At 65.0% G+C, this 21,915-nt stretch carries 22 protein-coding genes; 6 read left to right on the top strand and 16 right to left on the bottom strand.

Annotation, left to right across the window (positions count from 1 at the left end):
• Positions 1–47: 47 nt before the first annotated feature.
• Complete coding sequence (locus FJ417_RS19280; protein WP_140644639.1) at positions 48–1,016, bottom strand: AraC family transcriptional regulator; 969 nt, start codon at positions 1,014–1,016, stop codon at positions 48–50.
• Between the two features lie 171 nt (positions 1,017–1,187).
• Here FJ417_RS19280 and FJ417_RS19275 point away from each other — a divergent pair, with 171 nt between their 5' ends.
• Positions 1,188–2,405 (top strand): MFS transporter, encoded by a 1,218-nt coding sequence (locus tag FJ417_RS19275; RefSeq protein WP_140784570.1) that lies wholly within the window; start codon positions 1,188–1,190, stop codon positions 2,403–2,405.
• A 70-nt stretch (positions 2,406–2,475) separates the two neighbouring features.
• Here the strand turns inward: FJ417_RS19275 and FJ417_RS19270 are convergent, their stop codons facing one another.
• Positions 2,476–2,823: a GFA family protein gene (locus FJ417_RS19270; RefSeq protein WP_140784569.1), complete on the bottom strand. Its 348-nt coding sequence runs from the start codon at positions 2,821–2,823 to the stop codon at positions 2,476–2,478.
• 118 nt (positions 2,824–2,941) lie between these two features.
• On the opposite strand from FJ417_RS19270, the gene FJ417_RS19265 reads away from it, so the two are divergent.
• Positions 2,942–4,237, top strand: coding sequence for an amidase (locus FJ417_RS19265; RefSeq protein ID WP_140784568.1), 1,296 nt, complete (start codon positions 2,942–2,944; stop codon positions 4,235–4,237).
• A 91-nt stretch (positions 4,238–4,328) separates the two neighbouring features.
• Here the strand turns inward: FJ417_RS19265 and FJ417_RS19260 are convergent, their stop codons facing one another.
• The 4 genes from FJ417_RS19260 to FJ417_RS19245 form a co-directional block, all read right to left on the bottom strand.
• On the bottom strand, positions 4,329–5,309 hold the full coding sequence (locus tag FJ417_RS19260) for a hydroxyacid dehydrogenase (protein ID WP_140784567.1): 981 nt from the start codon (positions 5,307–5,309) through the stop codon (positions 4,329–4,331).
• A 62-nt stretch (positions 5,310–5,371) separates the two neighbouring features.
• Positions 5,372–6,088 (bottom strand): FadR/GntR family transcriptional regulator, encoded by a 717-nt coding sequence (locus FJ417_RS19255; protein ID WP_140784566.1) that lies wholly within the window; start codon positions 6,086–6,088, stop codon positions 5,372–5,374.
• A gap of 2 nt (positions 6,089–6,090) precedes the next feature.
• A complete protein-coding gene (locus FJ417_RS19250; RefSeq protein ID WP_140784565.1) occupies positions 6,091–7,260 on the bottom strand; it encodes a mandelate racemase/muconate lactonizing enzyme family protein in 1,170 nt (389 codons plus the stop codon).
• Positions 7,261–7,317: 57 nt separating this feature from the next.
• A complete protein-coding gene (locus tag FJ417_RS19245; protein ID WP_140644632.1) occupies positions 7,318–8,205 on the bottom strand; it encodes a sugar phosphate isomerase/epimerase in 888 nt (295 codons plus the stop codon).
• Between the two features lie 400 nt (positions 8,206–8,605).
• Between FJ417_RS19245 and FJ417_RS19240 the strand changes: the two genes are divergently transcribed.
• The 3 genes from FJ417_RS19240 (at position 8,606) to FJ417_RS19230 (ending at position 12,070) form a co-directional block, all read left to right on the top strand.
• Positions 8,606–9,661: a sugar phosphate isomerase/epimerase gene (locus FJ417_RS19240; protein ID WP_140784564.1), complete on the top strand. Its 1,056-nt coding sequence runs from the start codon at positions 8,606–8,608 to the stop codon at positions 9,659–9,661.
• A 146-nt stretch (positions 9,662–9,807) separates the two neighbouring features.
• Complete coding sequence (locus FJ417_RS19235) at positions 9,808–10,995, top strand: Gfo/Idh/MocA family oxidoreductase (RefSeq protein WP_140784563.1); 1,188 nt, start codon at positions 9,808–9,810, stop codon at positions 10,993–10,995.
• Between the two features lie 223 nt (positions 10,996–11,218).
• Positions 11,219–12,070 (top strand): sugar phosphate isomerase/epimerase, encoded by an 852-nt coding sequence (locus FJ417_RS19230; protein ID WP_140784562.1) that lies wholly within the window; start codon positions 11,219–11,221, stop codon positions 12,068–12,070.
• A 254-nt stretch (positions 12,071–12,324) separates the two neighbouring features.
• Here FJ417_RS19230 and phnE (FJ417_RS19220) read toward each other — a convergent pair whose 3' ends face one another.
• The 9 genes from phnE (FJ417_RS19220) to FJ417_RS19180 form a co-directional block, all read right to left on the bottom strand.
• The gene (gene phnE / locus FJ417_RS19220) at positions 12,325–13,689 is read right to left on the bottom strand and encodes a phosphonate ABC transporter, permease protein PhnE (RefSeq protein ID WP_140784561.1); all 1,365 of its coding nucleotides are present in this window, start codon (positions 13,687–13,689) and stop codon (positions 12,325–12,327) included.
• Position 13,690: 1 nt separating this feature from the next.
• Positions 13,691–14,644, bottom strand: a complete 954-nt coding sequence (gene phnE, locus FJ417_RS19215; protein WP_140784560.1) for a phosphonate ABC transporter, permease protein PhnE — start codon at positions 14,642–14,644, stop codon at positions 13,691–13,693.
• Positions 14,645–14,702: 58 nt separating this feature from the next.
• Positions 14,703–15,611, bottom strand: a complete 909-nt coding sequence (phnD, locus tag FJ417_RS19210; protein ID WP_140644626.1) for a phosphonate ABC transporter substrate-binding protein — start codon at positions 15,609–15,611, stop codon at positions 14,703–14,705.
• 140 nt (positions 15,612–15,751) lie between these two features.
• Positions 15,752–16,609 carry a phosphonate ABC transporter ATP-binding protein gene (phnC, locus tag FJ417_RS19205; protein WP_140644625.1) on the bottom strand — a complete coding sequence of 286 codons (858 nt, stop codon included), beginning with the start codon at positions 16,607–16,609 and terminating at the stop codon, positions 15,752–15,754.
• A 116-nt stretch (positions 16,610–16,725) separates the two neighbouring features.
• Positions 16,726–17,436, bottom strand: a complete 711-nt coding sequence (locus tag FJ417_RS19200; protein ID WP_140784559.1) for a DUF1868 domain-containing protein — start codon at positions 17,434–17,436, stop codon at positions 16,726–16,728.
• A 115-nt stretch (positions 17,437–17,551) separates the two neighbouring features.
• On the bottom strand, positions 17,552–18,163 hold the full coding sequence (locus FJ417_RS19195) for a DapH/DapD/GlmU-related protein (protein WP_140784558.1): 612 nt from the start codon (positions 18,161–18,163) through the stop codon (positions 17,552–17,554).
• The gene (gene phnL, locus FJ417_RS19190; RefSeq protein ID WP_140654423.1) at positions 18,160–18,867 is read right to left on the bottom strand and encodes a phosphonate C-P lyase system protein PhnL; all 708 of its coding nucleotides are present in this window, start codon (positions 18,865–18,867) and stop codon (positions 18,160–18,162) included. The genes FJ417_RS19195 and phnL overlap by 4 nt, the downstream gene beginning before the upstream one ends.
• A 2-nt stretch (positions 18,868–18,869) precedes the next feature.
• Positions 18,870–19,646, bottom strand: a complete 777-nt coding sequence (phnK, locus tag FJ417_RS19185) for a phosphonate C-P lyase system protein PhnK (RefSeq protein WP_140544515.1) — start codon at positions 19,644–19,646, stop codon at positions 18,870–18,872.
• On the bottom strand, positions 19,643–20,542 hold the full coding sequence (locus FJ417_RS19180) for an alpha-D-ribose 1-methylphosphonate 5-phosphate C-P-lyase PhnJ (RefSeq protein ID WP_140784557.1): 900 nt from the start codon (positions 20,540–20,542) through the stop codon (positions 19,643–19,645). The genes phnK and FJ417_RS19180 overlap by 4 nt, the downstream gene beginning before the upstream one ends.
• Before the next feature lie 59 nt (positions 20,543–20,601).
• Between FJ417_RS19180 and FJ417_RS19175 the strand changes: the two genes are divergently transcribed.
• On the top strand, positions 20,602–20,796 hold the full coding sequence (locus FJ417_RS19175; protein WP_140654426.1) for a hypothetical protein: 195 nt from the start codon (positions 20,602–20,604) through the stop codon (positions 20,794–20,796).
• Positions 20,797–20,798: 2 nt separating this feature from the next.
• Here FJ417_RS19175 and FJ417_RS19170 read toward each other — a convergent pair whose 3' ends face one another.
• Complete coding sequence (locus FJ417_RS19170) at positions 20,799–21,914, bottom strand: carbon-phosphorus lyase complex subunit PhnI (protein WP_140784556.1); 1,116 nt, start codon at positions 21,912–21,914, stop codon at positions 20,799–20,801.
• Position 21,915: the final 1 nt, after the last annotated feature.

The following is a 21,915-nucleotide window of genomic DNA, read 5'->3' as shown; positions in this document are numbered from 1 at the left end:
CCAAAAGACTTGGCAATTCCTCCAGCCTGGCAACCGGCTGCTTGCGATCAGGATTGTTCGTCGGCGCCGGTGTGACGGAAATGACTTGGCGCCACGCCCATCACCCGCTTGAAGGCGCGGCTGAAGGAGGCTTCCGAATCGTAGCCCAGCCTCGACGCCGCCACCGAAACCCGCATGCCGTCGCGGGTGAGCCATTGCCGCGCCTGGTGCATGCGCACGCGCAGCACATATTTGGCCGGCGTCTCGCCGACCACGGTGGCGAAGCGCTGCGCAAAGGCGGAGCGTGAGGCGCCCATCATCCTGGCCAGCGCCTCGACCGTCCAGTCGCGCTCCGGCTGCAGGTGGATGGCGGCGAGCACCTTGCCGACATCCGGGTTGCGCACGGCGGCGATCCATCCGGTGGCGTCGCCGCAGCCATTCTCCACCCAGGAGCGGATGATGGTGGCCGCGAGCACGTCGGCCAGGCGGGCGAGGATGCCGCCCGAGCCGACGCGGTCCATCGTCACCTCGCCCGCCATCGCGTCGAGCAGATGCTGGATGCCGGGCGCGTTGGCCATCAGCTTATGCGCCTGCATCAGGTCGGGCATCATCTCCAGCAGCGGATGCGAGCCGTCGAGGTTGAAATGCATGCTGCCGCAAAACAGCAAGGTCTTGCAGCCGTCGCAGCCGTTCGAGACGTCGTAGATGTTCTCGCACACCGGCTCGATCGTGTAGCGGCCGATCGGCACCGGCGGCACGCCGGGCGCGCTCGCCAGCACATGCTCGTCGCCGCGCGGGATCAGCAGCGCGTCGCCCACCGAGAGCTTTATCCATTCCTTGGCCGGCGAGAACAGCCAGCAGCCTCGCTGGCCGATGAAATGGAAGCGCGCCGCCTTCTGCGCGGGGAAGGAAACGGCCCACGGTTCGCCAAGCACGCAGCGGCCGTAATCGACGCCGTCAAGGCGCAGGCCGCGCAACATGTCGGTCAGCGGGTCGCCGGAAGCCTGCAGAATGGTTTTGGACGAATTGTAATTCATTTCGGCGTTTCTAGCATGGAAACTCCAGCCAGTCACTCCCTATGTTGCGCTGCAGCCAAATGTTGCGCCGCAACCAAATCGAACTGACAGAGCCGCCCGCCGGCATGTAACGGGCGGAGTCCGATCTGGTCATCTCTTGCGTGGCGCCGCAAACAGATCGGAGATTTTGCCATGACCGAACCCGCAACGGGCGCCGTCGACGCCACTATTCTCGACGCGAGCGAGCCGGACGAACGAACCGAACCGGCCTGGGCGGCGGTGGTCTCGTTGGCGCTCGGCGTTTTCGGCCTGGTGACCGCCGAATTCCTGCCCGCCAGCCTGTTGACGCGGCTGGCGCAGGACCTCGGCGTCAGCGAAGGCGCCGCCGGCCAGGCGGTGACGGCGACGGCCGTCGTCGGCGCGATCGCGGCGCCGACCATGGCGATCGTCACCAAGCGGCTCGACCGCCGGCTGGTCATGTGGATCCTCTCCGCCCTTTTGATCGTCTCCAACCTCGTCGCCGCCTTCGCGTCCTCGCTCGCCATGCTGCTTCTTGCCCGCGTCGTGCTGGGCGTTGCGCTTGGCGGTTTCTGGTCGATGTCGGCGGCCATGGCGCTTCGGCTTGTGCCGATGCGGCTGATGCCGCGCGCCATGTCGATCATCCTGACCGGCGTCTCGGTCGCCACGGTCACGGCGGCTCCGGTCGGCGCCTATGTCGGCGATATCTGGGGCTGGCGCACCGCCTTCATGATCGCGGCGGTCGTCGGCGGGCTGGCGCTGCTGGTGCAACTCGCCACCCTGCCAAGCCTGCCGCCGACGGCGGTCGCGAGCTTCCGCACGCTGGCCGAGGTGCTGAAGCGGCCGATGATCCGCATCGCGCTGCTGGTCGTTCTCCTGGTCGCGTCCGGGCAGTTTGCCGGCTTCACCTATGTGCGGCCGTTCCTGGAGACGGTGCCGGCGATGCCGATCGAAACCATCTCGCTGGTGCTGCTCGCCTATGGCATCGGCGGCTTCTTCGGCAATTTCGCCGGCGCCTTCCTGGCCGAGCGCAACCTGAAGATGGCGGTCGGCCTGGCGCCGCTGCTGATCGCCTTGTCGGCGGCGGCGCTGCTCGTGCTCGGCGCCTCGCCGATAACGGCGGCGGTCGCGGTCACCGCCTGGGGCTTTGCCTTCGGCGCCGTTCCGGTCGGCCTGCAGACCTGGCTGGTGCGCGCCGCGCCTGACCAGGCCGAGAGCGGCGGCGGTCTGATGGTCGCGACCTTCCAGGTGGCGATCGCGCTTGGCGCCGTCGTCGGCGGTCTTCTGGTCGATCATGCCGGTGTCGCCACAGCCTTCGCCTATAGCGGCGTGGCGACCTTGCTCGCGGCGCTGGTGGCCTTCCTGATGGGACCGAAGCAGGCTGCCGAGTAGCTAAGACTGCTTGCCTTCTCAGGCATCGGCCCGGCGGCTCTCACGAGCGCCGGGCCGATAATTTCCAGCTTCAAGCCGAGCGACCGTCGAACTCGAACACTTCGATGGTCGCCAGGCCGACGTCTTCCAGGCAGTTGATGTTGACATAGGCGGATCGTTCGTTGCTCTCGCTGACATCCTCGGCAAACGGATGGATGCCGCAGGTGCGGCAGAAGCGGTGCGCGATCGCGCCCTTGCCGAATGTGTAGCGGCCGAGGTCGTCGCCCCAGGCGACCAGATTGAGCTTCTCATGCGGCACGGCCCACAACAGCGCGCCCTTGCGCCGGCAGATCGAGCAATTGCAGCGCACGGCCATGCCAAGCTCGCCCTCGACCTCGAACGCCACCTTGCCGCAGTGGCAGCTGCCTTTGTACAGCATCAGCATCTTCCCATCGCTGGCAGGGTGCAAAGGCACGCTTGCCGGGTTATCTCTTGGCTGGCCCAACATCAGGCCGTGCCTAAAAGACGTTGCAACTTTGCAGGGCCCGACATCGAAAATGCAATCCATCCGCGACCGTCTTGAAATCATCCTGTCACGTCTTGCCAATCGCGCGGCCGACGAGAAGGTCTATACGAAGCTCTACGCCGAGGCGGCGCGTGCAGCCGCCGATGCGGCCCATGCCCGCCGCAAGGCCGGTGTGAGCCTCGGACCGCTCGACGGGCGCATCGTCTCGATCAAGGACCTGTTCGATGTCGCAGGAGAGCCGACGACGGCCGGGTCGCTGATCCATGCCGAGGCGTCAGCCGCTGCGCGAGATGCGGCGATCGTGCGGAGGCTGCGCCAGGCGGGAGCCGTCATCCTCGGCAAGACCAACATGACCGAGTTCGCCTTCACCGCGATCGGCGACAATCCGCGTTACGGCACGCCGGGCAATGCCGCCGATGCAAGCCTGATCCCGGGCGGGTCGTCATCGGGGGCGGGCGTTGCGGTAGGCGAGGGCACGAGCGACATCTCGATCGGTTCGGACACCGGCGGCTCGGTGCGCATCCCGGCCTCGCTCAATGGCGTTGTCGGCTTCAAACCGACGGCGGGGCGCGTGCCATTGACCGGCGCCTTTCCGCTGTCGATGACGCTGGATTCGATCGGCCCGCTTGCCGGCAACGTCGCCGATTGCGCGATCACCGATGCGATCATGGCGGGACAAGAGCCAACGGCGCTTCGGCCGGTCCCACTCGCCGGCCTGCGCATCGGCATCCCGCGCGGCGTCTTGTTCGGCGAGATGCAAGCGGAGGTCGCCGAAGCTTTCGAGGCCTGCATCGACAGGATCGGACGAGCCGGCGCCCGCGCCGCCGATTTGTCCATCGACGATCTTATCGCCGAGATGCGCGCAGCAACCAGGCGCGGGACGATCGCGTCCATGGAAGGCGCGGAGGTGCATGCCGATTGGCTGGCGGGCGGCGCCTCTGTGCCGGTCGATCCGCATGTCACCGGGCCATTGGCGCGCGCGCTGGCTGTCCCTGCCTCGGCCTACATCCGGACGATCCGCCGGCGCGCCGAGCTTGTGGCGGTAATGGCGGAACGGCTGGAGACGGTCGATGTTCTGGCATTGCCGACCGTGCCGATGGTCGCGCCGTCCATCTCCGCCATGGCCGGCGACGAAGCTCTGCGCGACAAGACGGAAGGGCTGCTCCTGCGCAACACGCAGGTCGCCAACCAGTTTGACCTCTGCGCGATCTCGCTGCCCATGCCCGGCATGAAGCTGCCGGCTGGTTTGATGTTGGTGGGCAAGCACGGGCACGACAGTCATCTGCTGCGCATTGCCGCCGCGGTCGAGACTTTGCTTGGCCGTTGATAGGGCGCGGCGAACCGACGCAAATTCGGCGCCCGGGAATTCGCTGTCCCGCTGTCATCTCTGGCTGCATCGTCGCGATGGTCGCCGGGAACTAACCGTCGGCTGCAAAGCGCCGCCGGTAGTGCTCGACGACGTCCGGATTGCGCAGATTGACCGGCAATTTGCCGGCGAGCACCAGCAACGCCTCGCCGGCGGCGCCGACCCCCATGCGCATCATCGATTCCTCGGTGATGCCGGCCATATGCGGGGTGACAATGACATTGTCGAAGCCGAAATAAGAATGGTTGGGCGGCAGCGGCTGCGTGGAAAAAACGTCCAGCGCGGCGCCGCCGATGCGGCCCGCTCGCAACGCTTCGATCAGCGCCTCGTCGTCGACTACCGGGCCGCGCGAGACATTGATCAGCAGCGCGTTGGGCTTCATGCGGGCGATGCGCTCGCGGCTGATCAGGCCGCGCGTCTCCTCCGTCAGCGGGCAGCAGAGCACGATGATATCGCTCTGCTCGACCAGCGCGTCGATCGACAGGAAGCCGACACGTTCGGGCGCCGGACGCAGGCTTCGTGTGGTCGCCACGACATTGAGGTCGAAGCCATGCGCGGCGATATGGCCGACGGCCTGGCCGACCGCGCCGAGGCCGACGATGCCGATGGTCTTGCCGGCAAGCTCGCTGGTCGAATTGGCATGTTCGCGCCCAGCAAGCCAGCCCTTGGCGCGCAGGTCGCGGTCCATCGTTCGGAAGCGCCGCAGCAGCGCAAGGGCCACGAACATCACATGCTCGGCGACCGAGCGGGCATTGACGGCGGGCACATTCGCCACCAGCACGCCGGCGGCGGTCGCGGCCTCGACGGGGATCATGTCCAGCCCGGCGCCGTGGCGGATCGCGGCGCGCAGGTTCGAAGCACCCGCAAACAGCTCCGGCGGCAGCGGCGCGCGCACGATGACGATGTCGGCGTCGCTCGCTTCGGCGGTCAGAGTTTTGGGATCGAGCGCGGAAGCGACGGCCAGCCGCCCGGCGCCCGCCAGCATGGCCGTGGCGCGAGGATGCAGCGGATGCGTCGACAGGATCTTGCGCATGAGGTTTTGTTTTTCTCCGCATTTCTGCGAGGCCAAGCGATAACGCTTGGCTGCAAAATGCTCTAGGCCTTTTCGAGCACCGCGCTTTCTGGCTCCATTCCGCGGCCTTCGATGATCCCCTTCCAGTAGCTTTCGGCGCCCTGCAAATGGGCATTCATCAGGGCCTGGGCGAGGTTGCCGTCGCGGCGCAACAGCGCCTCGTAGATCTGGATGTGCTCGGCATGTGAGCGCACGCTGCGTTCGGGATCGTTGAAATAGATCGGCAGGCGCTGCTCGCCCATCAGGTAATAGACGCTGCAGATGTTGTGAAAGACGCTGTTCTTGGTCGCGCGCACGATCTCGAGGTGGAACTCGCGGTCCTCCTTGGCGAGGCCCTCGCCGGCGGCGATGCGCTCTTCCGAGGCCTTCAGGATCTCGCGCAGGCGTTCGAAGTTTTCTTCCGTTGCGCGCGAGCAGGCAAGCTCGGCCGCCTTGATCTCGTGGATCTTGCGCAACTCGACGGTCTCGTAGATCTGCACCGGATCGAGCGGCAGGCCGGCGCGGGCGAAAAGCGCCAGCGCTTCCACGCTCGCCTGCTTGGTGTCGATATAGATGCCGGACTTGGCGCGTCGCTCGACGATGCGCATGGCTTCCAGGATGGCCAGCGCTTCGCGGATCTGGCCGCGGCTGACGCCGAAATGTTCCGCCAGCTCGCGCTCCGAGGGCGTGCGGCCGGACTCCTTGTCCGAGTTGGCGAAGAGGTAGGCGGCAAGTTCCGCGAGAAGGTTCTTTTCTTTCATCGTCAAATACGTTGCGCGTGCGCCTCCAGGAATCGCTCGGAGATGGTGAAACCCAATCCAGGCTTTTCAGGGATCGCTACCATACCGTCCTTCGCTTCGACAGTCTCCTCGACAAGGTCGTGGATCATCGGGTTGGCGCCGAGCGAATATTCGATGATGAAGCTGGCGGGCGAGGCGGCACAGACATGCAGCCCGGCAAAGAAGCAGGGCGCGCCGGCCCACAGGTGCGGCGCGAAACGCAGGTTGAAGGCGCTGGCGATGGTGCCGATCTTCATCGCCTCGCTGATGCCGCCGCAAAACGCCGGATCCGGCTGGAAGATGTCGGCCGATCTCAGCACCGCCAGATCGCGGAAGGCGTAGCGCGTCGCCTCGCTTTCGCCTGTCGCGATCGGCGTCGCGCCCGAGGCGCGCACTTCGGCCATGCCCGGCTTGTCGTCGGCGATCACCGGTTCCTCGAACCAGGCAAGGTCGAGATCGGCGGTGAGCTTGATGAAGCGCTTGGCCTCGGCGACGGTGTAAGTGCCATGCGCGTCGACCATCAGATCGACATCGGGCCCGATCGCCTGCCTTGCGGCGCGCACGCGCGCGGCCGAGACATGCGGGGCGCCGTCCATGGCGCCGACGCGCATCTTCAGCGCCTTGAAGCCGCCCTTGGCGATATAGGATTTCAACTGCTCGCCGATGGCGTCGGCGGAGGCCCAGCCGCCCGAGGCATAGGCCTGCATCCGCTCGACCTTGCGACCGCCAAGCAGCCGCCATACCGGCTGCCCCAGCGATTTGCCGAGAATGTCCCAGAGCGCGATGTCGACGGCGCTGATCGCCGCGACGCTCATGCCGCGCCGCGCCAGCTGCGGCATGGCATGGCCGGCATGCGCCGCTGTCTCGTACCGCACACCGTTGTAGAGCATTTCCCAGATGATGCCGATGTCGGCCGGATCGCGGCCGATGAGCTGCGGGCCGATCTCGTGGTTGAGCATATGGACGAGCGCGCCATAGCTGCCGGCGCTGCCGGCGGCGTTCTTGCCCTCGCCCCAGCCGACCAGGCCGTCATCGGTCTCGATGCGCAAAATGGCGGCGTCGAACGTCGTCACCTGACCGAAGTCGCTGCGATGCTGCTTCGCGACTTCGATCGGGATACGAACCCACCAGGCCTGGACGCGTTTGATGCGCATGTTTTCCCTTCGGCCCCTCCGCCCGCCGGGTGGAAGGGATAGGTTTCAATCGGAGGCCTACTTGATCAGCGGCAGCAGCGTTTCGGCGGTGATGCGCATCTGGTCGGTGTAGAATTTTTCCGTGAGCACGCTGGAGCCGTGATCCTGGATGAACTTGAGCTGCTCGGGCGAGATGTCGACCGGATTGCGCTCGACCATCTCCGGATAGGGCGCCGCCGGCGTGCGGTCGACGGGCGCGACGAACTCGTTGGTCAGCGCGCCGTCATAGCCGACTTCCTTCAGCGTGCGCACGATCTTCGGCCAGTCGATCTGGCCAAGGCCGGCGGCGAAGCGGTTGTTGTCGGCGACATGGAAATCGAACAGGCGTTTGCCGACCTGGCGGATCGCGTCATAGACGTTAAATTCCTCCATATGGATATGGTAGGCGTCGAGGCAGACGCCGCATTCGGGACTCACCGCATCGGCGAGCGCCAGCGCCTGGGCGCCGCGGTTGAAGAGATAGGTCTCGAAGCGGTTGAGCGGCTCGACGGCGATCCTGACGCCGACCTTCTTGGCATGGGTGAAACACTCGCGCGTGGCGTCGACCACCCAGCCCCATTCCTCCGCCTCGGTGCCGTCCGGCACGACCTTGCCGACAGTCGCGGGCACCAGCGTGATGATCTCGCCGTCGAGCTCGCTCACCATGGTGAGCACGTCCTTGACATATTGGACCGAGCGCTCGCGCTGGCCCTGGTCCTTGGCGGCGAGGTTGCGCTCGCCTAGCATCAGCGTCACCGAACCCCAGCAGCGGATGCCGTGCTCCTTGAGAAGCGCACGCGTCTCCTTGGTCTTGTACTGCTCGGGCTCGCCGGAAATCTCGATCGATTCGTAGCCGAATTTCTTGATGCGCTTGAGCGTCACCTCCAGCGGCTCCGCCCGCATCCAATTGTGCGTCGAAAGATGCATGGTCTATCCTTCCCAGAATTCGCCTGTCACGTTTTACCCCGCGACGGCTCCGATAGAAGCGGTCGCACGTTTCCTCCCCAAGGCGTTGCCAGCATTTTTCCTGAAACTGGTTCGACCAATTGGGCCTTCCATGACCTCTACAGCAAATTTTCATGCACGGCAAGAAGTGGGTGGATGACACCAAATCAATCAGTCAATGGTCTGATTTTATAAGGTAATTTCGCTCATTTGTTCGAAATCCCGAGCTGTCCTCGTCGATTTGGACCGCTTGACCGAATTACGGGATTTGGTAATACCAGAATGGCGCGACGCATAGACGCCGACAGTATTGACCAAACAGGCTGGCCCTCACTTCAATCGGCGCTATGCTTGGTCGCGAAAACAATGAGGGAGGATGCCGATGCCGACGACGATGAAGGGCCCCGGCCTGTTTCTGGCGCAGTTCGCGGGCGATGCCGCGCCGTTCAATTCGCTGGCTTCGATCACCAAATGGGCGGCCGGGCTCGGCTACAAGGGCGTGCAGATCCCGACCTGGGACGGGCGCCTGTTCGACCTCAAGAAGGCGGCGTCGTCGAAGGCCTATTGTGACGAGGTGAAAGGCATCTGCGCCGATGCCGGCGTCGAGATCACGGAATTGTCGACGCATCTGCAGGGCCAACTGGTCGCCGTTCATCCAGCCTATGACGCGCAGTTCGACGGCTTTGCGCCGGCCGAGGTGCACAACAACCCCAAGGCGCGCCAAAAATGGGCGGTCGAGCAGATGAAGTTCGGCGCCAAGGCATCGAGGAATCTCGGGCTGAATGCTTCGGTGTCGTTCACCGGCTCGCTGGCTTTCCCCTACCTTTATCCGTTCCCGCAGCGGCCGGCCGGGCTGATCGAGGAGGCCTTCTCCGAACTCGGCAAGCGCTGGAAGCCGATCCTCGATGTCTACGAGGACAATGGCGTCGATGTCGGTTATGAAATCCACCCTTCCGAGGACGTGTTCGACGGCGCCACCTTCGAGATGTTCCTCGACGCGGTCGGCGGCCACAAGCGCTGCAACATCAATTACGATCCGTCGCATTTCCTGCTGCAGCAGCTCGATTATCTCGAGTTCATCGACATCTACCACGAGCGGATCAAGGCGTTCCACGTCAAGGACGCCGAGTTCAATCCGACCGGGCGGCAAGGCGTCTATTCCGGCTACCAGGGCTGGGTGAACCGGGCGGGCCGCTTCCGTTCGCTGGGAGACGGGCAGGTGGATTTCGGCGGCATCTTCTCGAAGCTTACCCAGTACAACTACGATTCCTGGGCGGTGCTGGAGTGGGAATGCTGCCTGAAACATCCCGAGGACGGGGCGGCCGAAGGCGCGCCCTTCATCCGGCATCACATCATCCGGGTCACGGAGAAAGCTTTCGACGATTTCGCCGGCGGCACCAGCGACAAGAAGCTGTTGCGGGCGATGATGGGGATTTGACCTACGAACTCTGCTTGAGGAGATTCGGCCACAGGTCCGGGTGGGTTGAATCCCAAGTCGCAGCGGACTCTATACCCCAACCCCGACGCTGCGCGTCGACCCTTCCCGCAAGGGGGAAGGGTGAGGAGCTAAAGAGAGGACAAGAAATGGTCGGCGCATCGAAGTCGGAAGCGGGAGGCGGCCCGATCCGCTATGGCATGGTTGGCGGCGGGCAGGGTGCCTTCATCGGCGCGGTGCATCGCATCGCGGCGCGCATGGACAACGACTTCGTACTGGTGGCCGGCGCGCTGTCGTCGGATCCGGTGCGGGCGAAGGCATCGGCCGAAGAACTCGGACTCGATCCCGCGCGCAGCTACAGCTCCTACGCCGAGATGGCGAAGGCCGAGGCCAAGCGCCCCGACGGCATCGAGGCGGTGGCGATCGTGACGCCCAACAATGTCCATGTGCCGGCGGCCAAGGCCTTCCTCGAGGCCGGCATCCATGTCATCTGTGACAAGCCGCTGGCGACCTCTCTGGCCGAGGCGAAGAAGCTTGCCGCCCTGGTCGAGAAGACCGGCAAGGTGTTCGTGCTCACGCACAACTACACCGCCTACCCGATGATCCGGCAGGCGCGCGAGATGGTGGCCAAGGGCCAACTCGGCGACATCCGCATCGTGCAGTCGGAATATCCGCAGGACTGGCTGACCGAGGACCTCGCCGCCACAGGCCAGAAGCAGGCCTCGTGGCGCTCCGACCCCAAGCAGGCAGGCGCCGGCGGCGCGCTGGGCGACATCGGCACGCATGCCTACAATCTCGCCCGCTTCGTGTCCGGGCTGGAGCTAGATTCACTTTCGGCCGATCTCGATGCGTTCGTGCCGGGGCGCCAGCTCGACGACAACGTCAACGTCATGCTGCGCTTCAAGCCGGTCGGCAACAAGCATCCGGCCAAGGGCATGATCTGGGCAAGCCAGGTGGCGCCCGGCCATGAGAATGGGCTGAAGCTGCGCATCTATGGCTCCAAGGGTGGGCTGGAATGGGTGCAGGCCGACCCGAACTATCTCTGGTACACGCCGTTCGGCCAGCCGAAGCAGTTGCTCACCCGGGCCGGCGCCGGCGCGATGCCGGTCGCGGCCCGCGTCAGCCGCGTGCCGTCCGGCCATCCGGAGGGCTATCTCGAAGGTTTTGCCAATATCTACCAGGAAGCGGCCCGCGCCATCCGTGCGGCACGCCGGAAGGGCGGCAAGCCAGGCAAGGACGTCGTCTTCCCGACGATCGCGGACGGCGTCGAAGGCATGGCCTTCATCGAGGCCTGCGTGAAGTCGTCGAAGAAGAATGGGGCGTGGACGAAGCTCTAGGGACGGCCGCGTCGTCCAAGGGAGTCCCCCTCACCCGGATTGCCAGCCGAATTACGAAGAGCAATTCGGGGCAATCCGACCTCTCCCCGAGGGGAGAGGAGACAAGCGACGCCGGCGCTGACCTCTTCTCCCCCTCGGGAGAAGGTGGCCGCGAAGCGGCCGGATGAGGGGGAGTGTGGCCGGCCAACGCAAAGGGTTGGCCGCAAGCGGGGAGGGGGCGTCGATGAAGATCGGCATGTGCATGTTCTTGTGGACGACCAGCGTCTCGAAGAAGCACGAGGCGCTGCTCAAGGACATCAAGGCGACCGGCTTCGACGGCGTCGAGATACCGGTCTTCGTCGGGGCGCCCGACGACTACAAGAAACTCGGCGAAATGCTCGACCGCATCGGCCTTGAGCGCACCGCGGTCTCGGCGATGGGCGATCCGGCGATGAACCTGATCTCGCCGGATGCCGCGACCCGCAAAGCTGGCATCGACTACATGAAATGGGCGGTCGACTGCAGCGCCGCGCTCGGAGCGGACACCCTCAGCGGGCCGCTGCATTCGACGCTGGGCGCCTTTTCCGGCAGCGGGCCGACCGCAGCCGAGAAGAAGCGCTCGGTCGCCTCGCAGCGCGCCATTGGCGACCATGCCGGCAAGAAGGGCGTGACCATCGGGCTCGAAGCGCTCAACCGCTTCGAATGCTACCTCGTCAACACCATGGCCGACCTGTCGGAGCATATCGACGCGATCGACCGGCCGCACATCAAGGCGATGTACGACACCTTTCATGCCAATATCGAGGAGGCCGACCCGATCGGCGCCTATACGAAGCATCGCCGAAACGTCGTCCATATCCACATTTCGGAGAATGACCGCGGCGTGCCTGGGCGCGGCAACATCCCCTGGAAGGAGACTTTCGCGGCGATCCGCCGGACCGGATACGACGACTGGCTGACCATCGAGTCGTTCGGACGCTCGCTGAAGGACCTGGCGGCGGCGACGAAGGTGTGGCGCGATTTCGCCGAGAGCCCGGAGGCGGTTTATCGCGAGGGGTATAAGCATATCAGGGACGGGTGGAAGAAGGCGGGCTAGGCGGTCTGATCGGGCGATCGTGATGCCTTGCCCATGCGTTCGCGACGATTGTGAGGTGGTTCCCCCACTCCGTCGCTGCTCCGCAGCGCCACCTCTCCCCCCTCCGGAGGGAGAGGAAAGGAGCCAAGGCTGGCGAGCTCGCGCCTTTCCTCTCCCCCGTCGATCGGGGGAGAGGTGTCGAGCGAAGCTCGACGGAGTGGGGGGTCGACCCTTGGCGCGGCACTATACGATGCCCGCGCTTCCGCGCCACAAGGCTACCCCCGCTCGGCCTGCAGCCTGTTGTAATCGTGCAGCGTGCGGCTCAGCCTTCGGCGCAGGAAATTCGAGATGTTGTCGAAGATGAAGACCACGAGCAGCGTCAGCAGCACCATGTAGAAGACGTTGGCCCAGTTCGAGTTGGTGCGCATCGCTTCCCATAGTTTCAGGCCGATGCCGCCGGCGCCGACGGCGCCGATGATGGTGGCGCCGCGGGTGTTGGATTCCCACTGGTAGAGCGTCTGGCTGATGAAGACCGGCACCACTTCCGGCATCACGCCGTAGCGCTGCACGAGCAGGCCGTTGGCGCCGGTCGAGAGCACGCCTTCGCGCGGCTTGTCGTCGATGTTCTCAAGCGCTTCGGAATAGGTTTTGCCCAATGTGCCGATCTCGGTGAAGAAGATCGCGGCACTGCCGGCCAGCGGTCCGGGGCCGAAGGCGCGGGTGAAGAACAGTGCCCAGATCAGCATGTCGACCGAGCGCATGAAGTCGAAGAAGCGTTTCAGCACCTGGCTGAGCAGGCCGCTCGGCGTGATGTTGCGGGCGGCGAAGAAGGCGAGCGGGAAGGCGACGATACCGCCGAGCAGCGTGCCGAGGAACGCCATGACGATGGTCTGCAGGAGTTTCGTCCAGACATCGCCGTGCTGCCACTGCGCGTTGTTCCAGATGTTGTCGGCGGCCAAGGCGAGGTTCGACGTGCCGGGCTGAAGCTCAGGCCCGGAGACGATCAGCGAGATGACCTCGCCGGCCGATTTGCCGAAGAAGGGCGAACGCGTGTCGAAGACGAAATTGGCCCAGCCGAGGAAGCGCTTGCGAACCTTGACGCGGTCGACGGTGACGCGCACCTCGCCGGCGAAGCCCATCTTGGCAACGATCTCGTCGTCATGGACGGTCACCCAGTCAGGTACCGAGCCAGTCACGACCGGCTTGCCGCCGGTCAGCGCTATCGGCACGGTCACGCCATTGGCCGTGATCGTCGCCCTGGTCTTGTCGAAGGCAACGGATTTCGCATCGCCGTCGATCCGGACCGTGAAGGTGCCGTCGGGGTTCCTGACCACCCAATCGGGATTGGGGTTCTCGCCGAGTGCCGAAAAGCGCGGATATTTCGGCGTGATCTGCGGCTGGTCGAGACGGAATTCCGGCTGCAAATCGTAGCTGATCCATTGCGACAGGAAGAGCGGCAGGCGTTCCCAGTGCGACTCGCGCAGCACCTGCGGCAGGCTGAAGAACCAGAGGGCATAGGCAAGATAGAATACCGTGCCGGCGATCAGCAGCAACGGCCAGAAACGCTTGTAGGCCGGACGATGGAACACCTGCGGGTAGCGGCTTTCGATGGCGCTTAGTTCGTCGGCGGTCATAGCCATATCAACCGCTCATCAGGAAAGCCTGCTCGCCGACAAGCTTGCGGCGCAGCCAGGCGGAGAACTGGTCGACGAGGAAGATGGTGATGAAGAGCAGGAGCACCAGCGCCAGCGTCTTGGCGCCGAAGCCGCGCGAGATCGAGAGCTTCAATTCCTCGCCGATACCGCCGCCGCCGACCGCGCCCATGATGGTCGAGATGCGCACGTTGATCTCGATCCTGAGCAGCGTGTAGGACATGAAGTTGGGCAGAACCTGCGGCAGGTCGGCGAAGCGCACGCGCTCGAACCAGTTGGCGCCGACGGCGCGCAGGCCCTCCTCCGGGCGCATGTCGATGTTCTCGTTGATCTCGTAGAACAGCTTGCCCAGCGCGCCGATCGAATGCAGGCCGATGGCGATGATGGCGGCGACCGGGCCGATCGAGACGATGGCCGCGAACAGGCCGGCAATGACGATCTCGGGGAAGGCACGCAGCAGTTCCATGAAGCGCTTGACGACGAGCCGCAGGATCGGGTTCGGCGTCAGGTTGCGCGCGGCGATGAAGGAGAAGGGAACGGCGAAGACGAAGCCGATGAAGGTCGAGACCAGCGCCACGTTCACCGTGGTCAGCATCAGCTCGAAATATTCGGGGATGTAGAAACCGCCCCAGACATAGACGCGACCGAGCGGGAAGTTGAATTCCTGCGTGCCCTTGTCGTTGGGCGAGGCGATGTCGAACAACGCCCGCCAGACGTCGTTCCAGTCCTTCGGGACCAGCCAGCTCAGGAAATCGAGGATATGCGGCAGCCGGTCGAAGAAGTGGCCGGCATTGGCCTCGTCGGCGAACCACATGGTGGCGCACATGGCGACAAGCAGCAGCCCCACGCCAAGCGCGGTGTAGAAGCGGCGCAACGAGGTCTGGCGCCGCCAGGCGTCGGCCTGCTGGCGGGTGGCGTCGGAATGGAGTGTCGCTGATGTCATGATCGGGACATGCAAAAAGGGCGGTGCTGGAGGCACACCGCCCTCTCTGATCTTGCCATTAGCCGCCGATGGCGGCTTTGCGGGCTTCGACGATGACGTTGTAGAATTCCGGCTTTACAGGCACGTAGCCGGTGAAGTCGCCACCCTCGACGCCTTCGAAGCAGGCCTTGTCCTTGGCCGGCAGGGCGGTGAAGAAGGCGGTGAGCTTGGCGGTCATGTCGTCGCCCAGCGCGGTGCGCACGACCAGCGGACCGTTCGGGATCAGACCCGAGCGCCACACTTCGACGAAGTCGTTCGGGTCGACGGCGCCCTTGGAGACTTCCTTGTGGAAGGTGCCGGAGGTGTAGCCGTTCTTGAAGTCGCCGATACCCGAGGAATCGTCCACCGCCACATCGACCTTGCCATCGCGCACGGCCAGCACGTTGTTCTCGTGGCCGCCGTTGAACTGGGTCGAGGCGAAGTAGGTCTCGTTGGAAGCGCCGGTGTCCTTCGGAATCTGGGTCAGCGGGATCAGGTAGCCCGAGGTCGAATCCGGATCGGCGTAGCCGAGCTTCTTGCCCTTTGCCGACTTGATGTCGGTGATGCCGGAAGTCTTGAGCGCCAGGCCGATCGAATAATAACCGGTGGACCCGTCGGTCTGCTTGGTCGTGAGGATCGGGGTGACAGCCTTCGGATCCTTGAGATAGACGCTGGCATAACCGGACGCGCCGAGTTCGGCGAAGTCGAGCGTGCCGCCGAGCAGGCCCTGGATGACGCCGTCATAGTCGGCGGCGGGGAACAGCGAGACCTTCTCGAAGCCGAATTCCGACTTCAGGTGGTCGGCGAGGCATTGGTAATTGCGCAGGCGGTCGGTCTCGTTCTCGCCGCCGAGGATGCCGACGCGGAATTCCTTGATATCAGCGGCATGCGCGGCGCTTGCCGCCATGGCAAGCAGCGAAACCGCCCCAAAAACCATCTTCCTGAACATTTCGATCTCTCTCCTGTTGTTCCGGCTGCGCCGGCTGCGTTCTGATTTTTCAAGTCTTGCCTTTGACGCTGGCGGGCGATCCGGGTTGCTCTGCTGAAATCCACGATTTGCCCGCACCGGCTGGGCCCGGGACGGTGGACTCAGTAGCCAGGGAAGGCTGGTTCGAGCGGTCCGGCGGATGCGGTCATCTTCGGCTTGATGGTCACGCTGGTCGACGTGATGGCTTCGGAGATCTCGGCGCCGCTGGCGTCGGCGCCATAGACCATGCGCACGGCGTCGCGGTCCAGGTCTTCCGGGGCGCCGTCGAAGACGACCTTGCCGGCGGCCATGCCGATGATGCGGGTGCAATAGGCGCGCGCGGTGTCCAGCGTGTGCAGGTTGGTGACGACGGTGATGCCTTCGCGCAGATTGATGTCGCGCAGCGAGTCCATCACCACCTTGGCGTTGAGCGGATCGAGCGAGGCGATCGGCTCGTCAGCCAGCAGCACTTTCGGCTGCTGCATCATGGCGCGGGCGATCGCGACACGCTGCTGCTGGCCGCCGGACAGCGTGCCGGCCGGCTGCAGCGCGGTGCGGGCGATGTCGAGGCGCTCGAGCGCGGCGACCGCCTCGGCGCATTCGGTGCGCGTGAACATGCCAAGCAGATTGGAAACCGTCGAGCGATGGTTGAGGCGGCCGAGCAGCACATTGGTCAAGACGTCCAGGCGCGGCACGAGGTTGAATTGCTGGAAGATCATGGCGCAGTCGCGCTGCCAGCGGCGCAACGGCGGACCCTGCAGGCTGGAGACCTCGGCGCCGTCAAAAAAAATCGACCCCCGGCTGGGATCGATGAGACGGTTGATCATGCGCAAAAGCGTCGACTTGCCGGCGCCCGAACGGCCGATAATGCCAACCATCTGGCCGCGCGGGATCGAGATGTTGATGTCGCTGACAGCGGTGTTCTTGCCAAATCGTCGGGTTACGCCGCGGATTTCAAGCGTGGCCGATGATGCTGACATACCAAAACTCCAGTCCGTCGCGCTTTTGCAGGTCTGTTAACCTTCGCTAGCGCAGGCCGATGAAGCTGGGGTGTCGGATTGATGTCAGTTTTGTTACGTCCCACAGGCTTGGAGATTCAACCAAGCACCAGCAATTCCTCGAAATGCTTCATGTCCTTGAAGCTGCAGAAGGCCGGGGGCCTGAGCTCGATCACCGGAGCCTCGCGCTCGAGGAATGACAGGCAGTCATAGAGCAATTCCTGCCAGGCAGCGGCTCGCTCATCGGCGAGGCGGCGGATCTGGTAGGCGAAGGTGATGTGGAAGGCATAAGTCTCGTGGTCCGGATGGCGGTAGCCGAACGGCACTGAAAGGGCATCGCGCCACGCTTTCAGGACGCGGCGGTCTTCCTCGGTGGCGCCGGCGACGGTGAGGCCGGTCGGCACGACTTCGACAATCTTGACCTTGAAGGGGCCGTGGCCCTCGAAGCCTTGCAGGCGACCGAGATAGAGCCGGGTCATGTCGTCGATGCCGGTGTCGAGCGCCACGTCCGATGGCCAGTAGGGAAGGCGGCGCCGGTATTCGATGATGCCCTGAAAGAGCGTCATGTGAAGGCTGGAGATCGGCGTGAAGGCGAGCCGATCGGCGTCGGGCATGGCCAGCATGCGCTTGCGCACCTCGATGATTGCAGCTTCGGAAGTAGAGCCGCCGACGAGGTGACTGACGACGGTGTTGCCGGGCTCGAGGAGGAAGTTGCCCGACGTGTCGTAACGAGTGCCGAGATGCACTGGCGCTATCGGATTGGTGCCTTCGAAAAATCCGGCGAGCGAAGGTCTGACTGTGGCGAGCATCGCGATCTCCTTGGGGGAGATGGCGTCCTGTCCGAGTCATGTGTCAACGGTGTGAATGGTGAAGAGAATTTCCCTGGCCGGGACCTTGTCTTCCGCCATTCGCCATTCACCGCACCTAGCCGCCATATTTCTCCAGGAACGCCTCGGCCTCCAGCTCGCGGAAATCGCCGAGCGCGGCGCGTAGCCTTGCGTGGTCCCAATCCCACCAGGCTAAAGCCTGGTAGCGCTCGGCGGTGCGGCGGTCGAAGCGCTCGCGGATCGGCTTTGCCGGTACGCCGCCGACAATGGTGTAGGGCGCGACATCTTTCGAGACGACGGCGCCGGCGCCGACTGCCGCGCCGTCGCCGACGGTCACGCCGGGCAGGACGGTCGAGCCATGGCCGAGCCAGGTGTCGTGGCCGATGGTGACGCGTCTGGCGCGGCGCTCGGCGAAGAACTCGCTCTCATGCTCGGCATCGTCCCAATAGTCCGAGGCGCGATAGGTGAAGTGATGCAGCGTCGGCCGCCATGTCGGATGATTGGTGGCGTTGAGGCGGACGCTCGCCGCGATGTTGGAGAACTTGCCGATGGTCGCGCACCACACGGCGCAGTCCTGCATCATGTAGGAATAGTCGCCGAGCTCGCATTCGGCGACGCGGCTGCGCTCGGCGATCTCGGTCCAGCGGCCGAGCGTCGAGTTTTCGACCTGCGCTGTCGGGTGGATCAGTGGCGTCTCCGAAAGCTTCATGCGGCGATCTTTCCGGCGGCGAAAGCGGTGACGTCGATGACGCGATCGGCCACCGCGTCGCGCACGTCGAGGTCGTGGAAGATGCCAAGCAGGGCAACGCCCGCCGCCTTCTTGGCGGCGATGAGCTCGACCACGACATCGCGGTTCTTCGCGTCGAGCGAGGCGGTGGGCTCGTCGAGCAGCAGGATCGGATGCTCGGTGATGAAGCCGCGCGCGATGTTGACGCGCTGCTGCTCGCCGCCGGAGAAGGTCGCCGGCGGCAGTGCCCAGAGCTTTTCCGGCAGGTTGAGCTGCGCCAACAGGGCGCGCGCTCTCGTCCGCGCGCTTTCCCTATCCTCGCCGCGCTCGACCAGCGGTTCGGCGACGACATCGAGCGCGGAGACGCGCGGCACGGTGCGCAGGAACTGGCTGACATAACCTATGGTGTGGCGGCGCACGGAAAGCACGGTGCGCGGGCTGGCGGAGGCGAGGTCGATCAAGCCGCCGCCATGCTGGACGATGATCTGGCCTTCATCCACGGCGTAGTTGCCATAGAGCATCTTCAGGATCGAGCTTTTTCCGGCACCGGAAGGGCCGCCGAGCACGGCGCATTCGCCGGCGCGGATCGAGAAGGAGACGCCTGCCACCACCGGCAGCGTGACGCCGTCGCGCAGATGCATGGTGAAGCTTTTTGCGACATCGGAAACAACGAGGGGCGTCGGCATCATCACACCTGCAGGATGGAAGAAACGAGAAGCTGGGTATACGGCGCGCGCGGGTCGTCGAGCACGCGGTCGGTGAGGCCGCTTTCGACCACGCGGCCGTCCTTCATCACCATCATGCGCTGCGACAGAAGCCGCGCCACGGCAAGGTCATGGGTGACGACGATGGCCGCCAGGCCGAGGTCGGTGACCAGTCCGCGCAACAGGTCGAGCAGGCGCGCCTGCACCGAGACGTCGAGGCCGCCGGTCGGCTCGTCCATGAAGACGAGCCGCGGCCCGGTGACCAGATTGCGGGCAATCTGCAGGCGCTGGCGCATGCCGCCGGAAAAGGCGCGCGGCTCATCGTCGATGCGGTCCTCGTCGATCTCGACGCGCGACAGCCAGTCGACGGCGGTGGCGCGGATCTTGCCGTAGTGGCGGTCGCCGACCGCCATCAGCCGCTCGCCGACATTGGCGCCGGCCGACACGGTCATGCGCAGCCCATCGGCCGGGTTCTGATGGACGAAACCCCAGTCGGTGCGCATCAGGAAGCGGCGCTCGGCCTCACTCATGCGGTAGAGCTCGCGCCATTGGCCATCGCGCATGCGGTAGCTCGCGGTGCCGGAAGAGGGCAGCAGCCTGGTCGACAGGCAGTTGAGCAGCGTCGTCTTGCCGGAGCCGGACTCGCCGACCACCGCCAGGACCTCGCCCGGCCAAAGGTCGAAGGTGACGTTCTCGCAGCCGACGCGCGAGCCGTAGAATTTGGACAGCGCCGAGACGCGCAGCAGCGGTTCGTCGGTCATTCTGCCGGCTCCGTTTTCTTTGAGACAAGATGTGTTTCGGCGGCAAGGTGGCCGTGATGACCATCGGCGCGGCGCTTCTCGCAGTGGTCGGTGTCCGAGCAGACGAACATGTGGCCGCCATGGTCATCGAGGATGACCTCGTCGAGATAGACATTCTCGGCGCCGCAGAGCGCGCAGGGCTGGTCGAAAGTCTGCACCTCGAAGGGATGGTCCTCGAAGTCCAGGCTGACGACTCCGGTGAAGGGCGGCACCGCATAGATGCGCTTCTCGCGGCCGGCGCCGAACAACTGCAGGGCTGGCGAGCGGTGCATCTTCGGATTGTCGAATTTGGGCGTCGGCGAGGGGTCCATCACATAACGGCCCTCGACCTTGACCGGGTACGCATAGGTGGTGGCGATGCGGCCGTGCTTGGCGATGTCCTCGTAGAGCTTCACATGCATGAGGCCGTATTCCTCCAGCGCATGCATTTTTCGCGTTTCGGTCTCGCGCGGCTCGAGGAAGCGCAGCGGCTCGGGGATCGGCACCTGGAAGACCAGCACCTGGCCGGCCGTCAGCGGCTGCTCGGGAATGCGGTGGCGGGTCTGGATGATGCTGGCCTCGGCCGTCTCGGTGGTGACGGCGACCTTGGCGACCTTCTTGAAGAAGGCGCGGATCGAAACGGCGTTGGTGGTGTCGTCGGCGCCCTGGTCGATGACCTTCAACACGTCATCCGGGCCGATGATCGAGGCGGTGACCTGCACGCCGCCGGTGCCCCAGCCATAAGGCATCGGCATCTCGCGCGAGGCGAAGGGCACCTGGTAACCGGGAATGGCGATGCCCTTCAAAATGGCGCGGCGGATCATCCGCTTGGTCTGCTCGTCGAGATAGGCGAAGTTGTAGGTGGCGATGTCGGTCATGGCGATCACATCCGCTTCGTGCTATGGATTTGACGCTCAAGACGCGGAAGCAGATCCACATGGACTCTACCGGTTGGATGCATCTTGGCGTGCTGTTGCTGGTCTTCGCCGGCGTTGCGGCTTTTGCGCTTCGGAAGATGTTTCTCCCCGCGCCAAAGGAGCCCCCGCACGGCGAGACCGTTGCCGGCGCCAGTGGCTACGGCTCGGGCGGCGGCTCGTTCGATGGCGGCGGACATTCCGGTAGCGGGCACTGAACTCATTCCGCCGCCTCCCGCTTTTCCTCGGCGGCCTTGTCCTCGTTTTCCCGCGCCTCGTATTCGGCGCGCATGCGGCGAACCAGGCCGAGCTCGGCCTGGAAGTCGACATAATGCGGCAGCTTCAGGTGCTCGACGAAGCCTGTGGCCTGCACATTGTCGGAATGTGAGATGACGAATTCCTCGTCCTGCGCGGCGGCGACGACGTCCTCGCCAAGCTCGCTCGCGCGCAGCGCCCGGTCGCACAGCGCCATGGCCATCGCCTTGCGCTCGCTCTGGCCGAAGACCAGGCCGTAGCCGCGGGTGAACTGCGGCGGCGCCTTGGCCGAGCCCTTGAACTGGTTGACCATCTGGCATTCGGTGACGCGGATGGAGCCGAGCGGCACGGCAAAGGGCAGTTCCGGCACGTTGAGTTCAAGCTCGACCTCGCCGATGCGCACCTCGCCCACGAAGGGATGGTTGCGGGCGTAGCCGCGCTGCGTCGAATAGCCGAGCGCCAGGAGAAAACCCTCGTCGCCGCGTGACAGTGCCTGCAAGCGGATGTCGCGCGCCATCGGGAATTGCAGCGGCTCGCGCGTGATATCGCCAGGCACGTGGTCAAGCGGCATGTCGCCATCGGCCTCGATCAGGCCTTCATGGGCGAGGATCGCCGAAACGCGCGGCATGGCCTCCGGCTCGACCGGACGCTGCGCCGGCGTCTCGACCTCGGCGCCGGCGGCAAGCTCGGGATCGAGCAGGCGGTGGGTGTAGTCGAAAGTCGGACCAAGCACCTGGCCGCCGGGCAGGTCCTTGTAGGTTGCCGACACGCGCCGCTCGAGCTGCATCGTGCCGGTATCGACGGGGTTGGTGTAGCCGAAGCGCGGCAGCGTGGTGCGATAGGCGCGCACCAGGAAGATCGCCTCGATCATATCGCCGCGCGCCTGGACTACGGCGAGAGCCGCCAGCTCGCGATCATAGAGCGAGCCTTCGCTCATCACCCGGTCGACGCCGAGCGCCAGCTGCTCGACGATCTGGTCGAGGCGCAGCGCCGGCACCGAGCGGTCGCCGCGGCGGCGGTCGGCCAGCAGCCGATGGGCGTTGGCAATTGCGGCCTCGCCGCCTTTCACCGCGACATACATG

It is taken from the genome of Mesorhizobium sp. B3-1-7, assembly GCF_006439385.1.
GTDB lineage: Bacteria > Pseudomonadota > Alphaproteobacteria > Rhizobiales > Rhizobiaceae > Mesorhizobium.
The sequence above is the reverse complement of the archived record's forward strand: the minus strand, read 5'-3'. Positions and strand labels throughout refer to the sequence as shown.